This is a genomic window from Cloacibacterium normanense (genome assembly GCF_003860565.1).
Lineage (GTDB): Bacteria > Bacteroidota > Bacteroidia > Flavobacteriales > Weeksellaceae > Cloacibacterium > Cloacibacterium normanense.
Window position 1 is genome coordinate 2,014,242 of the sequence record NZ_CP034157.1, and the last position, 20,093, is coordinate 2,034,334.

Annotated in this window: 12 protein-coding genes and 1 pseudogene; all 13 read right to left on the reverse strand. The window is 33.1% G+C overall.

The genetic code is table 11. The features are described 5' to 3' along the window. Positions 1-7: 7 nt before the first annotated feature. Positions 8-2,935, reverse strand: coding sequence for a reprolysin-like metallopeptidase (locus EB819_RS09205; RefSeq protein ID WP_069800748.1), 2,928 nt, complete (start codon positions 2,933-2,935; stop codon positions 8-10). 132 nt (positions 2,936-3,067) lie between these two features. Next, the gene (locus tag EB819_RS09210; protein ID WP_069800746.1) at positions 3,068-3,718 is read right to left on the reverse strand and encodes a DUF6048 family protein; all 651 of its coding nucleotides are present in this window, start codon (positions 3,716-3,718) and stop codon (positions 3,068-3,070) included. After that, positions 3,684-4,157, reverse strand: coding sequence for a DUF6452 family protein (locus EB819_RS09215; RefSeq protein ID WP_069800744.1), 474 nt, complete (start codon positions 4,155-4,157; stop codon positions 3,684-3,686). Before EB819_RS09215 ends, EB819_RS09210 begins: the two co-directional genes overlap by 35 nt. A gap of 164 nt (positions 4,158-4,321) precedes the next feature. Continuing rightward, complete coding sequence (locus EB819_RS09220; RefSeq protein WP_221403297.1) at positions 4,322-6,802, reverse strand: zinc-dependent metalloprotease; 2,481 nt, start codon at positions 6,800-6,802, stop codon at positions 4,322-4,324. 124 nt (positions 6,803-6,926) lie between these two features. Further along, positions 6,927-8,336 carry a 23S rRNA (uracil(1939)-C(5))-methyltransferase RlmD gene (rlmD, locus tag EB819_RS09225; protein WP_069800740.1) on the reverse strand — a complete coding sequence of 470 codons (1,410 nt, stop codon included), beginning with the start codon at positions 8,334-8,336 and terminating at the stop codon, positions 6,927-6,929. A gap of 115 nt (positions 8,337-8,451) precedes the next feature. Beyond that, complete coding sequence (locus tag EB819_RS09230; protein ID WP_069800738.1) at positions 8,452-9,954, reverse strand: TlpA family protein disulfide reductase; 1,503 nt, start codon at positions 9,952-9,954, stop codon at positions 8,452-8,454. A gap of 147 nt (positions 9,955-10,101) precedes the next feature. Continuing rightward, the gene (locus tag EB819_RS09235) at positions 10,102-10,872 is read right to left on the reverse strand and encodes a succinate dehydrogenase/fumarate reductase iron-sulfur subunit (RefSeq protein ID WP_069800736.1); all 771 of its coding nucleotides are present in this window, start codon (positions 10,870-10,872) and stop codon (positions 10,102-10,104) included. 22 nt (positions 10,873-10,894) lie between these two features. Beyond that, positions 10,895-12,906: pseudogene (locus tag EB819_RS09240) on the reverse strand (fumarate reductase/succinate dehydrogenase flavoprotein subunit). A gap of 13 nt (positions 12,907-12,919) precedes the next feature. Continuing rightward, entirely contained in the window at positions 12,920-13,582 is a 663-nt protein-coding gene (locus tag EB819_RS09245; protein ID WP_069800732.1) for a succinate dehydrogenase cytochrome b subunit, read from the reverse strand. Between the two features lie 101 nt (positions 13,583-13,683). Continuing rightward, positions 13,684-15,462, reverse strand: coding sequence for a ComEC/Rec2 family competence protein (locus EB819_RS09250; RefSeq protein WP_124878745.1), 1,779 nt, complete (start codon positions 15,460-15,462; stop codon positions 13,684-13,686). 115 nt (positions 15,463-15,577) lie between these two features. Further along, positions 15,578-18,283 (reverse strand): phosphoenolpyruvate carboxylase, encoded by a 2,706-nt coding sequence (locus EB819_RS09255; protein WP_069800728.1) that lies wholly within the window; start codon positions 18,281-18,283, stop codon positions 15,578-15,580. A gap of 138 nt (positions 18,284-18,421) precedes the next feature. Further along, complete coding sequence (locus tag EB819_RS09260; RefSeq protein ID WP_069800726.1) at positions 18,422-18,889, reverse strand: DUF1569 domain-containing protein; 468 nt, start codon at positions 18,887-18,889, stop codon at positions 18,422-18,424. After that, on the reverse strand, positions 18,886-19,992 hold the full coding sequence (lpxB, locus tag EB819_RS09265) for a lipid-A-disaccharide synthase (RefSeq protein ID WP_069800724.1): 1,107 nt from the start codon (positions 19,990-19,992) through the stop codon (positions 18,886-18,888). Before lpxB ends, EB819_RS09260 begins: the two co-directional genes overlap by 4 nt. Positions 19,993-20,093 lie beyond the last annotated feature (101 nt).

Consider the following 20,093-nt stretch of genomic DNA (forward strand, 5'->3'; position numbering starts at 1 on the left):
TCTAAGATTATTTTTTGATAAATTTCATTTTAGAAGTTTTTCCTTTTTCAGAAACTTCGATGAAATAGACTCCTTTAGCAAGAGTAGCTACATTGACTTTATTATTGATCACTTTTCCTTTTGAAATAAATTGACCAGAAACGTTATAGATGGTAAAAGTAGTATTATTAGATACTTTAGTAATATTTAAAACATCTACCGCTGGATTAGGGAAAATCTGAATATTGTTTTCAGAAAATTCGCTAGTGGCTAAATTAGATGTAATGTTTACTTTATAATCTTCTACTTCGCCATAATCCACTTCGCCACAAGCAGAATTTGGAGAAGCAATATCTGTCATTAAAACTCTAAGTCTAGTATTTCCTAAGACAGCATCAGAAGGAACGGTAAATATTACAGAAACCGGTGTCTGCTGATTAAGAGCAGTTCCCATAATTTTTTCTGTAGTATCAAAAACACCATTTTGATTAAAATCAATCCAAGCGGTCACCGATTCATTATATTTATAATCAGGATCTGTCCAAGCTTTGGTAACCGAAAGTGTGTTATTTGCAGAGCCTTTAACCAAGGTGATTAATCTAGAAGAGTCTGAAGTGTAGTCTGTATAGAAACTTTCAAAAGAATTGCTAGACATGGTACCAAGTGTAACATTTGCAATATACTCGGATGAATTATCTAAAGATTTTAAAGTACAATAAGTTAATCCAAGAGTAGAAAAATTATTAGACGAGCTATAAGTTCCTGTTACGGAAGAACAAACTGCTGCAACTTGAACTTCATACGAAGTATTAATGGTTAATCCACTAATGGTATATGAAGTACTAGAAGTTGTAACGGTAGTCCAGTTTGTATCTCCCACTTTTCTATATCTTAATGAATAAGTAGCATTAAGAATTGCACCCCAAGAAACTTGAGCAGAATTAGCAGTAATAGCAGAAACGGAAATATTAGAAGGTGCTGCACCATTACATGTACTAGCTTGATTTACTGTAACATTTTTGATGGCATAGAACACATTACCTATAGCAGAAACTCTAATTTTAAGATTAGCATTTGTAGCAAAAGATGAAAAATCTAAAATTTCGGAACCATCATTTGGTGTAGAATTGGAAATCACCGTCCAAGTTGAACCATTATTGGTTGTATAATCTATTTTAACATTTGTTACATTATATGGTGCTGCGTTTGTATTTACCACATCCCAAGTAAAAGGAATATTTGCATTATTGTATACCATAGAAGAAATGATTGCAAATGGTCCATCAGTTCCTACAGTAATTTGTTGATTGGCCGTTTGAGTTTGTACACCTGCTGCATTATTATCTCTAACAGTAACTTTAAAGTTAGAAACTCTTGCTACAGTAGAAACAGCTTCCCAATCACTTAAATTTTTAAGATTACCCGCCAAAACGGTAGATAATTTAGGGAAATAACGAGTCGGATTACTTGTTCCAGTTAAAGATCTAAAGCTAGCTCCTGAAGTGGTGTCCCCAAGATTTTCGTTTGATATGATTACACTTGCGTCATCTGCTTGTTCCCATGTATATGTTAAAGCATTTCCTTCCGGATCTGTAGCAGAAGCTGTTAAAACAAATGCTGTACTCTTCGGAATGGTATAATTTTGTAGTGCAGCTATTGTAGGAGGATTATTAGCTATAGCCGTTTCTACATCACATGTTGTAGAGATTAGATTAGATTGAATTTGGTTAATAGATGCAAAATGATAATAAGGATCTGAATTTGATTGAACGTCAGTAGTTGCTCCTGTAATACCTGCATATCCCATGATTGTACTTCCAGAACCTGGCTCCATGTTTACGCCCGTTCCTTCTAAACCATGAGAAAAAGTGTGGTTTGCTCCTAATTGATGTCCCAATTCATGGGCTACATAATCTATATCAAAAGTGTCTCCACTAGGAACTCCATCTGCTGGAGCAGTATATCCGCTACCTTTATATGCAACAGGAGAACCATAAGAATCTAAAGTGGTATCATTACTACAAACACAACCAATACATCCTGCATTACCACCACCTCCAGTTGCGCCAAATAAATGACCTATGTCAAAATTAGCATTTCCTACAGCTGTTTTTAAAGTATTCATCAACTGTGCATTCCAATCATCCATAAAGTCAGAATCAGAATATGGGTCTGTATTCGCATTGGTATAAATAATAGTTGTGTTATTTACTAAATTTAAGTGAACTGCTAAATCTTTTTCCATTACACCGTTTACACGTGTAAGTGTTGCATTGATAGCAGTTAATGCACCTGAAACTGTACCTCCAAAATATGCTGTATATTCTCCAGTAACAGAAAGTGCTAGTCTTAAGGTTCTATATTTTTTATCAGAAGATTGAATTTTATAATCTAATGAATTTACTTTTTTATTTCCTGCAGAAACTAAAGTGTTAATTTCCTTTCTTTTTTCAATAGCTTCAGTGGTTTTACAGAAAAATCCATTATCACTCTTTTTAGATTTATTAAATAATGCATATACATTTTTATCTGTATTTGCAGGTTCTATAAATTCGTAAACACCATCTTTAATAATCATAGACTGAAAATCATTTGGAGCAGTACTGAATCGAATGGTTTTACTAGGATCATCTATTCCTACTCCTATGTAAGAACCCAGCTTATATTGAGCTGCTAATTCTGCATCCATCACGGGAAAACTTCTCACAGAAAACCTTTCTAATTTTCCATCAGATGTTGGGATTTTTACAATTTTATCTTTTCTTGATTTATCATTAATACTTGGCGTATCGTTTAGATATAAGTTCAATTGGTTTATATCTAATTTGTAGAATTTTGATTTAGAACTTAATTTTCGAGCTGAAACCCCAGAAAAATTAGATTCTTGCCAATAGTCTTGTGCATTGAAATTAGAAATCACTAAAAGCAAAAACACAAATAGTAAAAGTTTTCTCATCTACATCTGTTTTTAAATTATACATTGATTTTTAGAATCTCCAAAGTTATAGAGTTTCTCTTAATTATTAAGATAAAAAAGAATTTATTTTTATGAAAAACAAATAGATTTCTAAAATTTCATTTAAATTTTTTAAAATTGATACGCTAAATTCCAGCTAAAGCCCACATTAAATTTAGTAGAGCTTTTGCCAAATCCAGGCACAATCATGGGTTTCATTTCTTCTTGTTTGGTAGAATACAATAAAAATCTTGGTTGTGCATTCACATCTACGTATAAATTAGATTTAAACAACTGAACTCTAGCTCCTGCAAAACCTTCTAACCAATATGCAGATTGATTCACTGATGGAAAGGCAAGATATTGGTCACTGCCACCAAAACCACGAATGGGAACTTTTTTGTACTCTTGATTGTAAAAACTTGCTGCCATTTTTGCTCCTGCATAAAAACCATTATCAGGATTTTCGGTATCCATAGAAAGCATATAATATCCTCCTAATTTTCCGAAAATTCCGTTTGCAGTAGCATCATAACCGTTTTTCTGATAAATATTTTTTTCAAAACCTACATCTACAACTGCATGAAGATTTTTCTTAATCTCAGAAGAAACATATCCTTGAAATAATTTTCTATCACTAAAAGCAGATAATGCAGCATTCAGTACATCTACTCCTACTGTAAAATTAGGTTTATATTGATATTTGGTTTTTACTGAATCTTTCTCTTGAGAAAAACCCAAACAAAAACTAAAAAACAAGATAAAGGTGAGTTTTGTTTTCATTGATAATTTGATTTTGATTGAGTTCTACTTTAGTCACTGGATTTGCTGTTTCAAGAGTTCCAGAAAGGTTTTGGTAAAGCCTTTTGAAACCACAAGCTGGCGAAACATACTCAGAAGTGGTATTGTAATTCAGTTTTATTTTAGAAACGCTGCCTTTTTTAGTTTTTCTCACGTATAATTCTGTAAAACCTGCATCATCTACTCGAATTGGAATCAATGCAGAATCTACTTTAGCAGCTCTTACAACTGTTAAAATATTATTATTACCATAATCTACATCTAAATAAAGCGAGTCTAAAGTCAATACTTTATTATCTGCACTTTTAAATTTAATTTTTAGTCGAGGTGTAGCTTCTCCGCTTACGCAAACATCGTCATCGTTTTCGCAAGAAGTGAGCAAAAACCCTAAAATCAAAAAGGGAAAGATTAATTTTTTCATTTTTTTACGAGGAAATAATATTCTGAAAACTTCCTATTAATATGAAAGTCGGTTTCAGATATTTAACTTACTATTTTGACTTTTCTTATTTCAAATTTCTAGAAAAATCTCTTTTATAAAACAAAGTTCACCATTTTCTGGAAATGATGAACTTTATTTTTCAATTATTTTACTTCTAAAGCTTTATCTATCCTATAAACCAAATCTTCTAAATGATATTTGGTCACCGCATCTTGTGCATTTTGTGCATTTTTAGAAGCATCTGCTTTTATTTCTCTTAAAACTCCTCTGGTTAATGATTTCACATCAGAATTATCAGAAACATTTTCAGCATTTCTACCAGTGCTAGGTTTACTTGCTTGAGTTCTCGCTATTAAAGTTTCTACAAAATTTTTCTGTAAATTTCTTCTGTAAATATCAATTTTAGAAGAAGATTTCAACTCAGAAAACACACTGTTTTTAATATCTTGAAGATAATCATACACAGCGTAAGCATTAGCATCTAAAGATTCTCCTTCATATAATTTATTCAAAACACCTTCGCTTAAAACTCTATTGAACACTGTTTTTTGAAGATTTTCTACCACTTCTACAGGCGATTTATCTATTTTGTTTAAAACAGAAGTTTTCAACAACCAATTTGGAGTGGTAAATACATTTTCTGATAAAAATTTCAAAGCTTCTTTTTGCTCTGATTTAGAAACCAATTCGTAAATAGCTCCTTTTTGCTCTACCATTTTCGGTGTTTCTTTTACGCCACCGATGTATTTAGAAACGTGACCTAAATATCTAGCAAACTGACCAGAAACTTGAGTAAATCTATTATTAAGACTGCTGTAATCTTCATTTGGTTTTGTACTCCACGTTTCTATGTTTTCCATGATTCTCTGAAGGTTTTTCACTCCGTATTTTCCAGCAATCATAGGATTATCTCCTACTTGTTCGCTTTGTGAACGCGGATCATAAGGATTGGTTTCAGTACCAAACCAAAGTCTAGGATTTTGTAATTTTTCCATCACCCATTTATTAAGATGAGCTTTTTCTTTTTCAGGAGAATTATAGTTATAAAATCTTCTGTAACCCCATTCTATTGCCCAGTCATCATAATCACCAATTCTTGGCATTAATCCAGCTTCGCCTACATTATCTTCTGGTTGCGCTACATAGTTAAATCTCGCATAATCCATAATTGAAGGAGTGTGTCCATTGGCTTTTAACCAAGCTTTATTTCTAAGATTTTCTACAGGAACCGTAGAACTAGACCCAAAATTATGTCTCAAACCAAGGGTATGTCCCACTTCGTGTGAAGAAACAAATCTGATTAATTGTCCCATTAATTCATCATCAAAATCTACTTTTCTAGCTCTTGGATCATTCGGTGAAGCTTGCACGAAATACCAATCGTTCAACAATTTCATCACATTGTGATACCAATTGATGTGACTTTCCAAAATTTCGCCAGTTCTTGGGTCTGCAATTGAAGGACCAGAAGCATTAGGAACATCTGAAGGTTTATAAACGATAGCCGAGAATCTTGCATCTTCTAAACTCCATTCTGGATCTTCTTTAGCATTCGGAACTTTTGCATAAATCGCATTTTTGAAACCTGCTTTTTCAAAAGCTTTTTGCCAATCATTTACTCCTTGAATTAAATATGGAATCCATTTTTTCGGAGTTAATGGGTCTATGTAAAAAACTATTGGTTTTTCTGGCTCTACCAATTCGCCTCTTTTATATTTTTCTAAATCTTTCGCTTTGGGTTCAAGTCTCCATCTTTTTACTAGAGAAACTCTTTCTACGCCTTGAGGATTTTCATCAAAATCTGTATAACCTACTGTAAAATAACCTACCCTAGGATCAAAATACCTTGCCTGCATTTTATTTTCTGGCAAAAGAATAATAGAAGAATTCACTTCTACAGTATAATTTCCGCTCACTTCAGGTTTTGGAGCACCTGGAATTGGCAAAGCTTCTCCTGCACTTCTGTTGTAGGTTTTAGTCGTGTTAATTTCAATATTGGTAGGGAAAGATTTCACGAAATTGACAAAAGATTTATCTTTTTGAAAAGCGCCCACTCTAAATCCTTTCTTGAAACGAGTATCAAAAGAAACCACATCATTATCTGCATTGATAAAATCTGTAACATCTATCACCGTAGAGTTTTTTTCTTTACCGAAAGCTTTAATGTCAAAAGCTTGTTCTATAGAATTTACGTTGTTTCTCATCACTGTTTTATACATTGCAGAGGTAGAATCTTTAGCATAATCTAAATAAGAAATAGAGCGTAAAAACACCTTATCATTTGGTCCTTTCTCGAAACTGATAACGTTTTGACTGATTTGGTCTCCTGCATAACCTACTGTTCCCATTCTCATTTCGGCACCGGCTTTGGTCAATCTGGTGACTACCAAAAATTCTTTTTTCAGTGTTTTATCAGGAATTTCGAAATAGTATTTGTCTTCTACCTTGTGAACGGTAATAATTCCTTCATCGCTAACTGCTTTGTTGGTAATTACTTTCTCGAAAGGTTGAATTTTTTCTGGTTTTTTGTCTTTTGGTTTTGCAGTGTTTACGGTGTCTTTTTTAGCTTTTACATCTACTTTTACACTGTCTTTCTGTTGAGAAAATGCGCTCGCTGACATCATTAATGACAATGCGCAAAACAAATTCAGTACATTTTTCATTCGATATTTTAATTTTTTATTTGGTTAAAATACCTCAACTATAAGATAAAAAAATTGAGGATTCTGTTTCGAACCCCCAATTTAGTTATTTTTTTATTAATAGCGCTATATTTTCTACGTGATGTGTCTGCGGAAACATATCTACTGGCAGAATCTTCACCACATCATAATGTTCCTTCATCAGTGCTAAATCTCTAGCTTGAGTAGCAGAATTACAGCTAACATAGACAATTTTTGGCGGTGCTAATTTCAGAATTTGTTCTACCACTTTTTGGTGCATTCCGTCTCTAGGTGGATCGGTAATCAAAACATTTGGTTTTGGATGATTGGCTAAAAACTCTTCTGTGAAAACGTCTTTCATATCGCCACAATAAAACTCGCAATTCTCTAAACCATTGAGTTTAGCATGTTCTTTTGCAGCATCAATCGCTTCTTGCACCGATTCTATTCCGATTACGTATTTTGCTTTTTTGGCAATATATTGCGCAATCGTTCCTGTTCCTGTATATAAATCATAAACCACATCATTTTCAGAAATTTCTGCAAATTCTAGTGTTTTTCTATACAAATTCAGCGCTTGTTTATAATTGGTTTGGAAGAAAGATTTCGGTCCGATTTTAAATTTCAGCCCATCCATTTCTTCATAAATAAAACCTTCGCCGAAATACGTCTGTACATCTAAATCATAAATAGAATCATTCTGTTTCGGATTGATGGCATAAACCAATGTTTTGATTTGCGGAAATTTCTCTAAAATATAATCGAATAATTGTTCTCTGTTCTCCTTCTCTTCTCTGTACAATTGGAATAAAACCATCCATTCTCCTTGAGAGTTTTGACGAAGCATTAAAGTTCTCAAAAAGCCTTCTTGATTTCTTACATCAAAAAAATCTAACCCTTTATTGATGGCATAATTTCTTACGGCTAATCTTAAATCATTAGATGGCGCTTCTTGAAGGAAGCATTCTTGTAAATCTAAAATTTTGCTCCACATTCCTGGAATATGGAATCCTAAAGCATCTTTATTCCCGAAATTTTCTTCGGAACTGATTTCGTATTGAGTAAGCCAACGAGCGTTAGAAAAAGAAAACTCCATTTTATTTCTGTAGAAATATTCTTGCTCTGAACCGAGAATAGGTAAGGTTTCAAAATTTTCGATTCCACCGATTCGTTTGATATTGTTATAAACTTCTTCTTGCTTGAAATCGAGTTGTTTTTGGTAAGAAAGGTTCTGCCATTTGCAACCACCGCAAACTCCGAAATGAATACATTTCGGCTCTACTCTGTAAGGTGATTTTTCTAAAATTTCTACTGCTTCTGCTTCGAAGTATTTAGATTTAGATTTTTTCACTCTGGCATTAACTACATCACCCGGAACCGCACCAGAAACTAAAACTGTTTTCCCTTCCTCAGTTTTTCCTACGGCTACACCTTTTGCACCAGCAGTAATTAATTTAATATTTTCTAAAATAATGTTTTTCTTTTTCTTACTCATAACGATGCAAAATTAATGTTTTAAAACTAATTTTTAGAGTGATTGTTGATTTGATGTCTATTGAAAAATAAAAAGCGGACTAAAGTCCGCTTTTTGATATGATATTTTATCTTTTTTAGTGACCGTGACCATCATTTGCAGAATGCTCAGTTGGTGGAGCCATCATTTCTGGAGTTTGAGGAATTCCAGTTGGAGCTTGTAAACCAGAAGCTTTGTTCAATCCATCTACTAGAGCTGGGTCTGCGATATTTAAGTAAGTTTTACTAGAAATTTTACCGTCTTTATCAATGATGATGAAACTTGGCATTTTAAATCCATACACTGCAAATTTCTTAGCAACTTCAGATTTCATACCACCCGTTGCATAATAATTATTCCCTTGAATTCCTGTAAACATCGCTTTAGAAGTTTTCACAAATTGGTCTTGAGTATCATCTAAATTAATGAAAGCAAAATTCATTTTTGAACCATAGAATTTCACCATTTCTTTAAGAACAGGCAATGTACTTTCTGTAATATAAGGATTCCAAGAAGCGTAGAACACTAATGCTGTAGGTTTTCCTTTAAGGTCTGCTAAAGTTGTTTTATTGCCATCTTGTTTTACTAAATTTAAACCAGAAACATCAGTTCCTTGCTCAATTCCGTAAATAGCTTCTTCTAAATTTTTCAACTCAGATTTGATTGCAGAATTTTTGATTTTAGTATCTAAAAATTTAAAAACTTCTTGTAATTTAGGATTAGCAGGCTCTCTTAAATCATATTGAGCAGCTACCGCAGCAAGAAGATATTCTTTAGTTTTATCTGAAACATCTTTTTGGGTGTCTAAGAATTTAGAGAACATTTGCACATTAGAAGTCGGAGCAGCATTCTTTTGTCCTTCGAAGAATTTTTGGAAACCTGCACTTAATTTACTGATAACGTAGTTTCTGTAATTAGGCATATCTTCTACATAGCTTTCGTTTTCTAGACTTTTTTGGAAATCTAACAATTTAGCTCCTGCTTTATATTTAGGATCATTGGTAGCTGGACCATGCATACTTTCGTACTGAGAAGAAATCATCAATAAAGTTACATCTAGTTCTCTTTTATTGAATTTTTCTACATCGCTGTCTGGTTTTTTTACCTTAGCGATTTCGTCCATTTTTTTGGTAATATCACCTTTATATTTTTCTAATTCTTTTAGGAAATCTTCTTCTTTTTTAGAAATAACAGATTGGTCTAATTTAGACATATATTGGTTAATGAATTGCTGAGATTCCATTAAATATTCTGTATTTCCTTTAGCATCACCAGTAATTTTCATTCCCTGAGGGAAAAGCATCGCTTCAAAATCAAGATTTACCTTATCACCACCTTTTAGATAAAGAAAACCTGTGTTTCCTGCGTAAGTAATTACATAAACTCCATCTCTAGGAATTTCTATGGTTTCTGAGAAATTTCCTTTGGCATCTACACCAAAATTAGCAAGCGGTAAAGTTGCAATTCCTGAAGCATCAATGATTTCTAATCTTTCTAATGGTGAGCCATTAGTCACTTTACCATTTATGGTTACTTTGCCACCTTTAGAACATGATAGCATTAAAATGGAGAATAAGAATAATAAAAAATATTTTTTCATTTCTTTAAAAAAGTTGTTTTTGTTTTTAATCACGCAAAAATATACTTTTAGTTTTATTTGCAGAAAAAAACTTTGTGTTTTGGGAAAGTTTTAACGAAAAATCACCTCAAAGAAAGAGGTGATTTTCAAATTATTTCATTGATAAGGTTAATCTACTGTAGTAAATTGAGCCGCAAGAAATTCTCTGTTCATTCTAGCGATGTTTTCTAGAGAAATTCCTTTAGGACATTCTACTTCGCAAGCACCTGTGTTAGAACAGTTACCGAAGCCTTCTTCGTCCATTTGTTTTACCATGTTTAGTACTCTTCTCTTCGCTTCTACTCTACCTTGTGGTAAAAGGGCAAACTGAGAAACTTTAGCACCTACAAATAGCATAGCAGAACCATTTTTACAAGTTGCTACACAAGCTCCACAACCAATACAAGCTGCAGCATCCATTGCTTTATCTGCATCTTCTTTAGGAACTGGGATAGCGTTTGCATCAAGTGTATTTCCTGAAGTATTTACAGAAACAAAACCACCTGCAGCCATAATTCTGTCAAATGCGCTTCTGTCTACTACCAAGTCTTTGATAACTGGGAAAGCAGCACTTCTCCAAGGTTCAATAGTGATGGTTTCTCCATCTTTGAACATTCTCATGTGCAATTGGCAAGTTGTAATTCCTGTATCTGGACCGTGAGCTCTACCATTAATGTACAATGAACACATTCCGCAGATTCCTTCTCTACAATCGTGGTCGAATGCTACTGGTTCGCTTCCGTTATTTACCAATTGTTCGTTTAGCATATCTAGCATTTCAAGGAAAGAAGAATCCGTAGAAACATCTGATATTTTATAGGTCTCGAACTGACCTTTTGATTTATTATTTTTCTGTCTCCAAATTTTTAGAGTCAGGTTTAATCCTTTTTTTGCACTCATTTTTTAAATTATTTTATGGAGATTATTTATAACTTCTCGTTTTCACTTCAATATTCTCGTACACCAATTCTTCTTTGTGCAATACTTCGGCGTTGATATCATCACCTTTGTATTCCCAAGCTGCTACATACTTGTAGTTCTCGTCATCTCTTTCTGCTTCACCTTCTGGAGTAGCGTGATCCCAACGGAAGTGTCCTCCACAAGATTCTTTTCTTTCAAGAGCATCTTTCGCCATTAATTGACCTAATTCTAAGAAATCTGCTACTCTGAATGCTTTTTCAAGCTCTGTATTCATTCCATCTGCTTCGCCAGGAACTTTTACATTTTTCCAGAAATCGTTTCTGATTTCTTCTATTTCTTTAATTGCTTCTGCTAAACCTTCTGGAGTTCTTCCCATACCTACTTTGTTCCACATTACATTTCCTAGTTTTTTGTGGAAGTAATCTACAGAGTGAGTTCCTTTATTGGTTAAGAAGAAGTTTACTTTGTCTTTAATTTCTTTTTCAGCAGCTTCAAATTCTGAAGAATTGGTAGGAATTTGTCCTGTTCTGATGTCTGCAGAAAGATAATCTGCAATCGTGTAAGGCAATACGAAATATCCGTCTGCTAAACCTTGCATTAAAGCAGATGCACCTAATCTGTTTGCGCCGTGGTCTGAGAAATTAGCCTCACCAATTACGAAACAACCAGGAATAGTACTCATTAAGTTATAATCTACCCAAACTCCTCCATGGTATAGTGAACTGCAGGATAAATTTTCATAGGAGTTACGTATGGATCGTCTGCTGTAATTTTCTCATACATTTGGAATAGGTTTCCGTATTTTTCTTCCACCCATTTTTTACCCAAATCGTAGATTTGTTTTTCAGAAGGATTGTGAATGTTTTTCTCAGTCGCAGCTTCTCTACCTTTTTTCATAATTTCTGTAGAGAAATCTAAGAATACTCCTTCTTTAGTATCATTATTTTCGATTCCGAAACCAGCATCACATCTTTCTTTAGCTGCTCTAGAAGCTACGTCTCTAGGTACTAAGTTACCGAATGCAGGATATCTTCTTTCTAAATAGTAATCTCTATCTTCTTCTTTTATGCTTTCTGGTCTAAGTTTTCCTTCTCTGATGGCTTGAGCATCTTCTAATTTTTTAGGAACCCAAATTCTTCCAGAGTTTCTAAGAGATTCAGACATCAAAGTCAGTTTAGACTGTTGTGTTCCGTGAACTGGAATACAAGTTGGGTGAATCTGTACGAAACAAGGATTTGCGAAATACGCTCCTTTTTTGTGAATTTTCCAAGCTGCAGAAACGTTAGAACCCATCGCATTAGTAGAAAGGAAATATACGTTTCCGTAACCACCAGAAGCAATCACTACAGCGTGAGCAGAATGTCTTTCGATTTCTCCTGTCACTAAGTTTCTTGCAATAATACCTCTAGCTTTGCCATCTACCATTACTAAGTCCATCATTTCATGACGGTTGTACATCTTAATTCTACCTTTACCGATTTGACGGCTCATTGCAGAATATGCACCTAATAATAATTGCTGACCTGTTTGACCTTTTGCATAGAAAGTTCTCTTCACCTGAGTTCCACCGAAAGAACGGTTATCTAACTGACCGCCGTATTCTCTACCGAAAGGAACACCTTGCGCTACACATTGGTCAATGATATTTGCTGAAACTTCTGCTAATCTGTGTACGTTAGCTTCTCTTGCTCTATAATCTCCACCTTTGATGGTATCATAGAATAATCTGTAAACTGAGTCACCATCATTTTGATAATTTTTAGCTGCATTAATACCACCTTGAGCTGCAATAGAGTGCGCTCTTCTTGGTGAATCTTGGTAGCAAAAAGCTTTTACATTATATCCTTGCTCTGCAAGAGTTGCCGCAGCAGAACCACCAGCTAAACCAGTTCCTACTACAATAATATCTATTTTATCACGGTTATTTGGTGCAACCAAATTCATGTGTGCTTTATGATTTTTCCATTTGTCTGCTAAAGGACCTGCTGGAATTTTTGAATCTAATTTGCTCATAATATTATGTAAATTATTGAGTTACGAAATGAAATACAGCTACTACGATAAATCCTAGCGGAATTAAAATAGAATACCAAGTTCCTAAAGTGTTTACACATTTTAAATATTTGGGATGTCTAGCTCCAATCGATTGGAATGATGATTGGAAACCGTGTGATAAGTGCAATCCTAATAAAACAAAAGAAACTGCGTAAAAAATCACTCTCCATAAATCTGCAAACTTAGCATGTAACTCTTCCCAATATCTTGTTTCATTGATTGATAGAGCTTCTACATACTTATAATTCATTTCATGCATCCAGAAATCATACATATGCAGTCCTAAGAAAGCTAAAATTACTGCTCCAGAAATAATCATATTTCTAGAAGACCAACTAGAATTTCCGCTGTTATTTGCTACAGCATATTTTACTGGTCTTGCGTTTTTGTTTTTCATTTCTAAAACGAAGCCCATTACAAAGTGAAAGATTACACCCGCTACTAAAACCGGCTGCATCACAAATTGTATTAAAGGATTGTATCCCATAAAATGAGACGCTGTGTTAAATGCATCTTCACTAAATATCGATAGTAAATTTACCGACAAGTGAATCAACAAAAAGACAAGCAAAAACATTGCTGAAAGCGCCATTAAAAACTTTCTACCAATTGTAGATTGAGTTAATCCTGCCATTGTTTATTTATTTTTTTTAATTTTCACAAAATTAAGAATTTGTTAACGTTTGAAATCATGACAAATGTCATATTTGTCAGTTTATAACTATTCTAAATAAATTATTCAACACTATATTTTTTTTCATTAATAACTAAAAATTTTACGTTTTGAGGAACAAAGATAATTTTAAAATCATTCACTCTTCTAGCAACCAAATAAGGCTCTATGATGTACTTTTTCTGCTTTTCTATATTTTTAGAATTTTTCACAAAAAAGACTACTTTATCTTTTTCTTTAACAGAAATTATTTTTTCTTTAAAAAATTCGTGCACTAAGATTTCGGATTTAGAATTTTCAGAGTAGTTAAATCCTATTCTAAGCATTAAAAATAAAATGACCAAAAATCCTACTTTGATGAGTGATTTTAAATGATGACGTGTTAAAAATCTCCTCAAAAAATAAATCATACTAAAAAGAACGATGACTTCTGACCAATGCATTGGTATGTTTTTAAAGAAGAAAACATCAAGGCTTGCGAAAAAATGAATCACTTTCAAAACCAGTTGAACTCCAGAATCGTAAAGAGCATTTAACCAAGAAATATCGAGGCCAAAACCCAACAAAATGGTCATCAATAAAGCAAAAATGATAATTACTTCAGAAAAAGGAATCACCACCAGATTCGCAATAACCGAAATCAGAGAATATTGATGAAAATAATAAATAACCAATGGTAAAGTCGCCACTTGCGCAGCAATACTAATCGAAATTACATTCACAAAAAAATTCTGAATATTATTTTTAGGCTTTGGCAAATATTTTAAAATCGGTTCATTGAGCCAAAAAATTCCGAAAACAGCAATAAAACTCAATTGAAATCCTACATCAAAAAGTTGATTTGTGTCAAAAATCAAAATCGCTAAACCAGAAATCGCAATTGCATGTAACAAATCTGGTTTTCGTTGCAATAAAACATAGAAATAATATGCTGTAATCATAATACACGAACGAATCACAGAACTTCCAAAATCTATAAAAATTGCAAATAACCAAATGAACATCATAGAAATGACAATCGGAACATTTCTTAATCTTGCAGGAAAAATTGGTTTCAAAAGCAGTAAAATCAACCAAAAAATAATTGCCATGTGCGAACCCGAAATCGCCAAAATATGCACCAATCCAGATTTACTAAAATCCTCTACCGTTTCTCGGTCCATTTCTGTGCGGTCTGCCAGAATAATTCCTTTGGTAAATTCTTTAGATTTTTCAGAAAGTTTTGCTTGGTCGATATTTTGCAAAATTTCTAAGCGTTTTTGTTTAATTTTTTCGGACAAAGTAAGGTTTTCTTTCTCCGCAACTTGAAAAGAATTAGGAGCATATCCTTGAAAATAAATCTGCTTTCTGGCCAAATATTTTTGATAATCAAATCCAAAATCCTGCGCATTCGCTTTTACTTTGTTGAGATAAATTTCGGCTTTATAAAAATGTTTGAAATCCAGTTCATTTTCTTCTTTTGGAACCGACAAAACCAAACCTAAATCAACCGATTTCTCATTAACTTTCAAAATTTTGACTTCGTAGCGTTTATTTTTCTCGTTGGAATTCAGCTTTTTATCCAAAGTAAAAACCACTTCCGAAGAATTAGGAAAATTGGGGAAAATTTGTTTTTTATTATGGAGTTCATGTGCGAAAACACCTAATCCCAAAAAGAAAATTGCCAATACATACTCTTTGATTTTGAAGAAAAAATGAATTTTTAAAAAGCTAAAAACTAAAAACAAGAAGCTAAAGCTCAGAAATACATGGACTAAAACCGTTGACAAGCTCAATTTTTCGGAAATAAGAATCCCGAAAATAAAACAAATCCACAAAATCAAAAGTGGTTGCTTGTTCATGCAATTTGGTTATTAGTTTAACCAAATATAAAAATTTATTGAACTCACGAGTTCTTTTTCTCCATTTTTAAACAAAAAAATTCCTTAAACGTTACATTTAAGGAATTTTATACTCTTATCCAGTGTTTTTCAAGCCACTTGAAATGGCATTGATTAAACTTAATAATTTATTGAGAATTTTATCTTTTTCTAGTTTATTTTCGTCATCTAAATTTCTCCATCGTTGTAGATAATGAAGGTGTAAATGGTGTAAAACATCTAATTTTTGGTTTCTCCATTTCAAGTTATCATATTGTCCGCTTCTTCTTTCCAGAGCAGCTTCACCGAACAATTCTTCTATCAGCTGAACTCCATTTTGATGGTCGGCAAGAAATTTATCCATCAATAGGTTTCTCTCTTCTTCATTTTGGTCTAATTCTGCATATTTTTTCATAATTTCTAGATTAGACAAAATAAGATTGGTCTCGGTCTGAATCATTAAAAATTTGAAGAAATTCCAATTTTGAGCTGCTTCTTTTAACTGCTGATATTCTTGTGGTTTTTCTGATTTCAAAATTTTGAGCGCTTCACCTAAACCGTACCAACCTGTGAGAGCAATACGAGAAAGATTCCAGCTGAAAACCCAAGGAATCGCACGTAAATCCTGCAATGTTCTGGTTCCTGTTCTTCTGGCTGGTCTAGAACCTATTTTACTTTTTTCTAAAACATCTATGCACGTTGCTTTTCCATAAAAATTGATAAATCCTGGAGTTTCTATTAAATTTCTATAATGTTCAAAGGATTTTTGAGCCAGAAATTCCATAGAATCAAATGGATATTGTGGTTTTTCGGTTTTGTATTTATTTTGAATAATATGTCTTGCAGTTCCAGACGAAAGTGCATTGAGATTATATTTCGCTGTCATAGGATTTCCGAAAAGTTGCGCTACAGATTCGCCTTGAACTGTAATTTTCACCGTTCCAAAAACGGTTTGTTCTGGCATACTTTCTAGGAAACGATGATATTTACCACCACCTCTACTGATGGTTCCTCCAGTTCCGTGGAAGAAATAAATTTCGGTATTATGTTTCTTGCCGATTTCTGATAAGGCAATTTCTGCTTTATGAAGATTCCACTTACTTGCAATGGTTCCGCCATCTTTATTGCTGTCACTATAACCCAACATCACTTCTTGTTTTCCATCTAAATTTTTAGCTCTGCTAATTGTAATAGGATGTTGCAAGAATTTTTCTAAAATTTCTGAACCATTTTGTAAATCTTCGATAGTTTCTAAAAGTGGAACTACTCTTATTTTGGTATTAAGGAGTTGAGTTTCTCTCATCAAAAGATAAACCACCAATAAATCACTTAAATTTCTGGTCATACTTACAATAAAAGAACCTATTCCTTCTGCTCCGTACTGACTGATATGCTGACGAATGACTCTATAACAATCTAAAACATTATCTGCTTCTGGACCGTAAGAAATGGTAACATCTGTAATAAAAGCATTGTTGCTCAAGACTTGGTTCAGGTAATTTACTCTTTTTTCTTCTTCCCAATTTTCGAAATCATAATCTGTTTCACCGCTGGCTTTAAGAATCTGCGAAATAGCTTTATCATGGAAAGCGCTATTTTGTCTAATATCTAATTTAGCCAAATGAAAACCGAAACATTGAACCGTTCTTTCTACCGAGAATAATAAATCCTCGGCAATGCTTTGGAAACCATTTTGTACCAAAACTTCTCTCAATTTTTTTAAATCTTCTTGAAGCGCTTTGCTAGATTTATAATAAGTTTTAGAATCTTCAAAATTTTCTGTTATGGTATTTTCTAATTGACAAATTATAAGATTTACGAATTGTCTCCACGGTTCATAATGATTTCTTTCTACTGCTTTTTTGCCCATTTCACCTAATGCAGAAACTTTCTCCTGAATCATTTCAGAAAGCTGAAAAGGAACAGGATTAGACACCGCCGAAATAGAAATTTTCTTAGCCAAATGAATTAAATCTTCTTTAATCAATGTTAATGCGGCTTTTCGATGAAGCAAAAGCGTTTCCTTAGTCACTGCAGGTGTTACAAAAGGATGACCATCTCTGTCACCACCAACCCAACTTCCAAAATTAATTTTCGGAAAATAATCTGGATTTTTAATTTTCTGAGGATTAAGCCCTAACTCAATCCAAGAATTGATGATTTCTTGGTCACTTTTCACCAAAACATTCGGGAAAATCTTGGTAAGATAATATAAAACATTTGCTCTTTCGTCTTTAATGTCTGGCTTTTCCAGGTAAATTTCGCCTGTTCTCCACCATCTTTCTAGAAGCTGAATAATTTTTTCTTTAATTTCATTTTGCTCTAATTTACTGAGAGAAGTATTCTCCTTTTTCACCAAAAGCAAGTACAATTCTCTATGCAATTCTATAACCGTAACTCTTTTTGCTTCAGTAGGATGCGCAGTAAGCACAGGAATAACATGAGTAGCAGAAACCGCATTCAGCATATCTTCTTCTGTCACATTAGAATTTTTCCAAAAATGGAATGCTTCTCCCCACGAACCACGAATTGCGGTGATTTTTTCTTGGTCTTCTAATCTTCTTCTATATTGTGTAGCTCCGTTTTCTTCTACCAATGTCATCAATTGAAAATAGATACTTAATGATTGTATAATTTTCTCACTAGACAATTCATTTTCTTCGAACTTTTTCCCTTCTTCTGTATTGTTGATTAAATCTACTAGTTCCTTTTCATTAATTCTAGATAACATTTCTGTATAGCAATCAATAATGAATGTACGGTCCGTAGAAATTTTCTGATAATCCTTTTCGTTAAAAGCCATAATTCTTAATTTTCAACAAATTTAAGCAATGAAATTGATTAAAACATGAAGAAACTACTCTAACTTATCCTTTCAAAATAAAAAAAGAGCAACCTCTTGTTACTCTTTTATTTGTCATTTTTTCTTCATTAAAATTCTCTAATGAGATTTAGCCAATATGTCTCTTGCAATTTTAAGATGATGCTGAGTATGAATTTTTAAAAATTTTAAAGTTTGTTTTACATCTAAATGTCCGAAATAAGGATGTTCTATATAAGATTGAGAAGGAAGATTCTTAATCATTTGTAAATTTTCTCTAACGGAATTTAGATAATTATCTATATTTTCTAGAAAGTTTTCATTTGTAGGAATAGTGAATTTCGGAGCTTTTCCTTTTTTTCTAGGTATATATCCCGAAGTCATGACCATAAATTTAGCCCAAGAAAATTTAGGTTGATATTTTTCTGGATGAGAAAGTGGCAAACCTTCCAAAATTCTAGAAATCACCAAAAGCGAGTGTTCTAAATGCCAACCAATACTCGCTTCTGAAATCTCAGGTGCTTTTTTATGGGAAAATGGTTTTAAATTCTCTATTTCTGCGAGTTGTGCAAATATTTTTTTCATCATAGATTAACAATAATTTCTGCGGCGTGATTACTTGCTCCTTTTCCACCTAATTTTTCTCTGAGAAGTTCATAATCCTGAAGCATTTTGTCACGTTTTGGCCCTTCCAGAATTTTTTGAAGTTCACCAACTAAATTTTCTGTATTGAGTTGACTTTGAATCAATTCCTTTACCACTTCTTGATCCATAATCAAATTCACAAGAGATATAAATTTGATATTTTTCACCATACGTTTACCAATTTCGTAAGAAATTTTACTGGTTCGGTAACACACAATTTCTGGAACATTCAGCAACGCCGTTTCTAGAGTTGCCGTTCCCGAAGTCACCAAAGCTGCTCTAGAACATCTCAATAAATCATAGGTTTTATTGGAAACAAAATGCACATCTTCATCTACAAATTTCTGATAAAATTCTTTGGGTAAACTTGGTGCTCCTGCAATTACAAACTGATAATTTTTAAAAGAATCTCTAACCGAAAGCATCAAAGCGAGCATTTTTTCTACTTCCTGTTCGCGAGAACCAGGTAAAAGGGCAATAATTTTTTTTTCATTTAAACCATTTTCCTTTTTGAAATTTTCAACAGAAATTTCTGGCAAATCAGAAATCGCATCGAGTAAAGGATGACCTACGAAATGAGCATCTACTTGATGTTTTTTATAAAAATCTTTCTCGAAAGGAAGAATCACCAGCATTTCATCTACATATTTTTTGATGGTTTCTACTCTGCCTTCTTTCCAAGCCCATAATTGTGGAGAAATATAATAAACTACCTTTATTCCAAGATTTTTGGCAAACTCTGCAATCCTTAAATTAAAACCTGGATAATCTACCAAAACCAAAACATCTGGTAGATAATTTTTAACATCTTCCTTGCAAAGTTTTATATTTTTCAAAATCGTTCTAAGGTTCATCGCCACTTCCAAGAAACCCATAAAAGCCAATTCTTTATAGTGTTTTACAGGTTTTTCACCTGCAACTTTCGCCATTAAATCTCCTCCCCAAAATCTGAATTCTGCATTTTGGTCTTTCTGTAAAATGGCTTTCATTAAATTAGAAGCGTGTAAGTCTCCTGATGCTTCTCCTGCGATGATATAGTATTTCAAGATTTTAGATTTTTTAGATTTTAGATTTTAGATTTTCAGATGGACTAAAAATTTTTATTCTAAAAATTTGACTTAATTTTGCTCAAAGATAATAATAAAAA

Excerpts from the sequence above, each read along its gene's own strand:
- EB819_RS09235 (WP_069800736.1), bottom strand. The coding sequence starts at position 10,872 with ATGAGTGCAAAAAAAGGATTAAACCTGACTCTAAAAATTTGGAGACAG.
- EB819_RS09260 (WP_069800726.1), bottom strand. The coding sequence starts at position 18,889 with ATGATGAAAAAAATATTTGCACAACTCGCAGAAATAGAGAATTTAAAA.
- EB819_RS09215 (WP_069800744.1), bottom strand. The coding sequence starts at position 4,157 with ATGAAAAAATTAATCTTTCCCTTTTTGATTTTAGGGTTTTTGCTCACT.
- EB819_RS09245 (WP_069800732.1), bottom strand. The coding sequence starts at position 13,582 with ATGGCAGGATTAACTCAATCTACAATTGGTAGAAAGTTTTTAATGGCG.
- EB819_RS09230 (WP_069800738.1), bottom strand. The coding sequence starts at position 9,954 with ATGAAAAAATATTTTTTATTATTCTTATTCTCCATTTTAATGCTATCA.
- rlmD (WP_069800740.1), bottom strand. The coding sequence starts at position 8,336 with ATGAGTAAGAAAAAGAAAAACATTATTTTAGAAAATATTAAATTAATT.
- EB819_RS09220 (WP_221403297.1), bottom strand. The coding sequence starts at position 6,802 with ATGATGTCAGCGAGCGCATTTTCTCAACAGAAAGACAGTGTAAAAGTA.
- EB819_RS09255 (WP_069800728.1), bottom strand. The coding sequence starts at position 18,283 with ATGGCTTTTAACGAAAAGGATTATCAGAAAATTTCTACGGACCGTACA.
- EB819_RS09210 (WP_069800746.1), bottom strand. The coding sequence starts at position 3,718 with ATGAAAACAAAACTCACCTTTATCTTGTTTTTTAGTTTTTGTTTGGGT.
- EB819_RS09205 (WP_069800748.1), bottom strand. The coding sequence starts at position 2,935 with ATGAGAAAACTTTTACTATTTGTGTTTTTGCTTTTAGTGATTTCTAAT.
- EB819_RS09250 (WP_124878745.1), bottom strand. The coding sequence starts at position 15,462 with ATGAACAAGCAACCACTTTTGATTTTGTGGATTTGTTTTATTTTCGGG.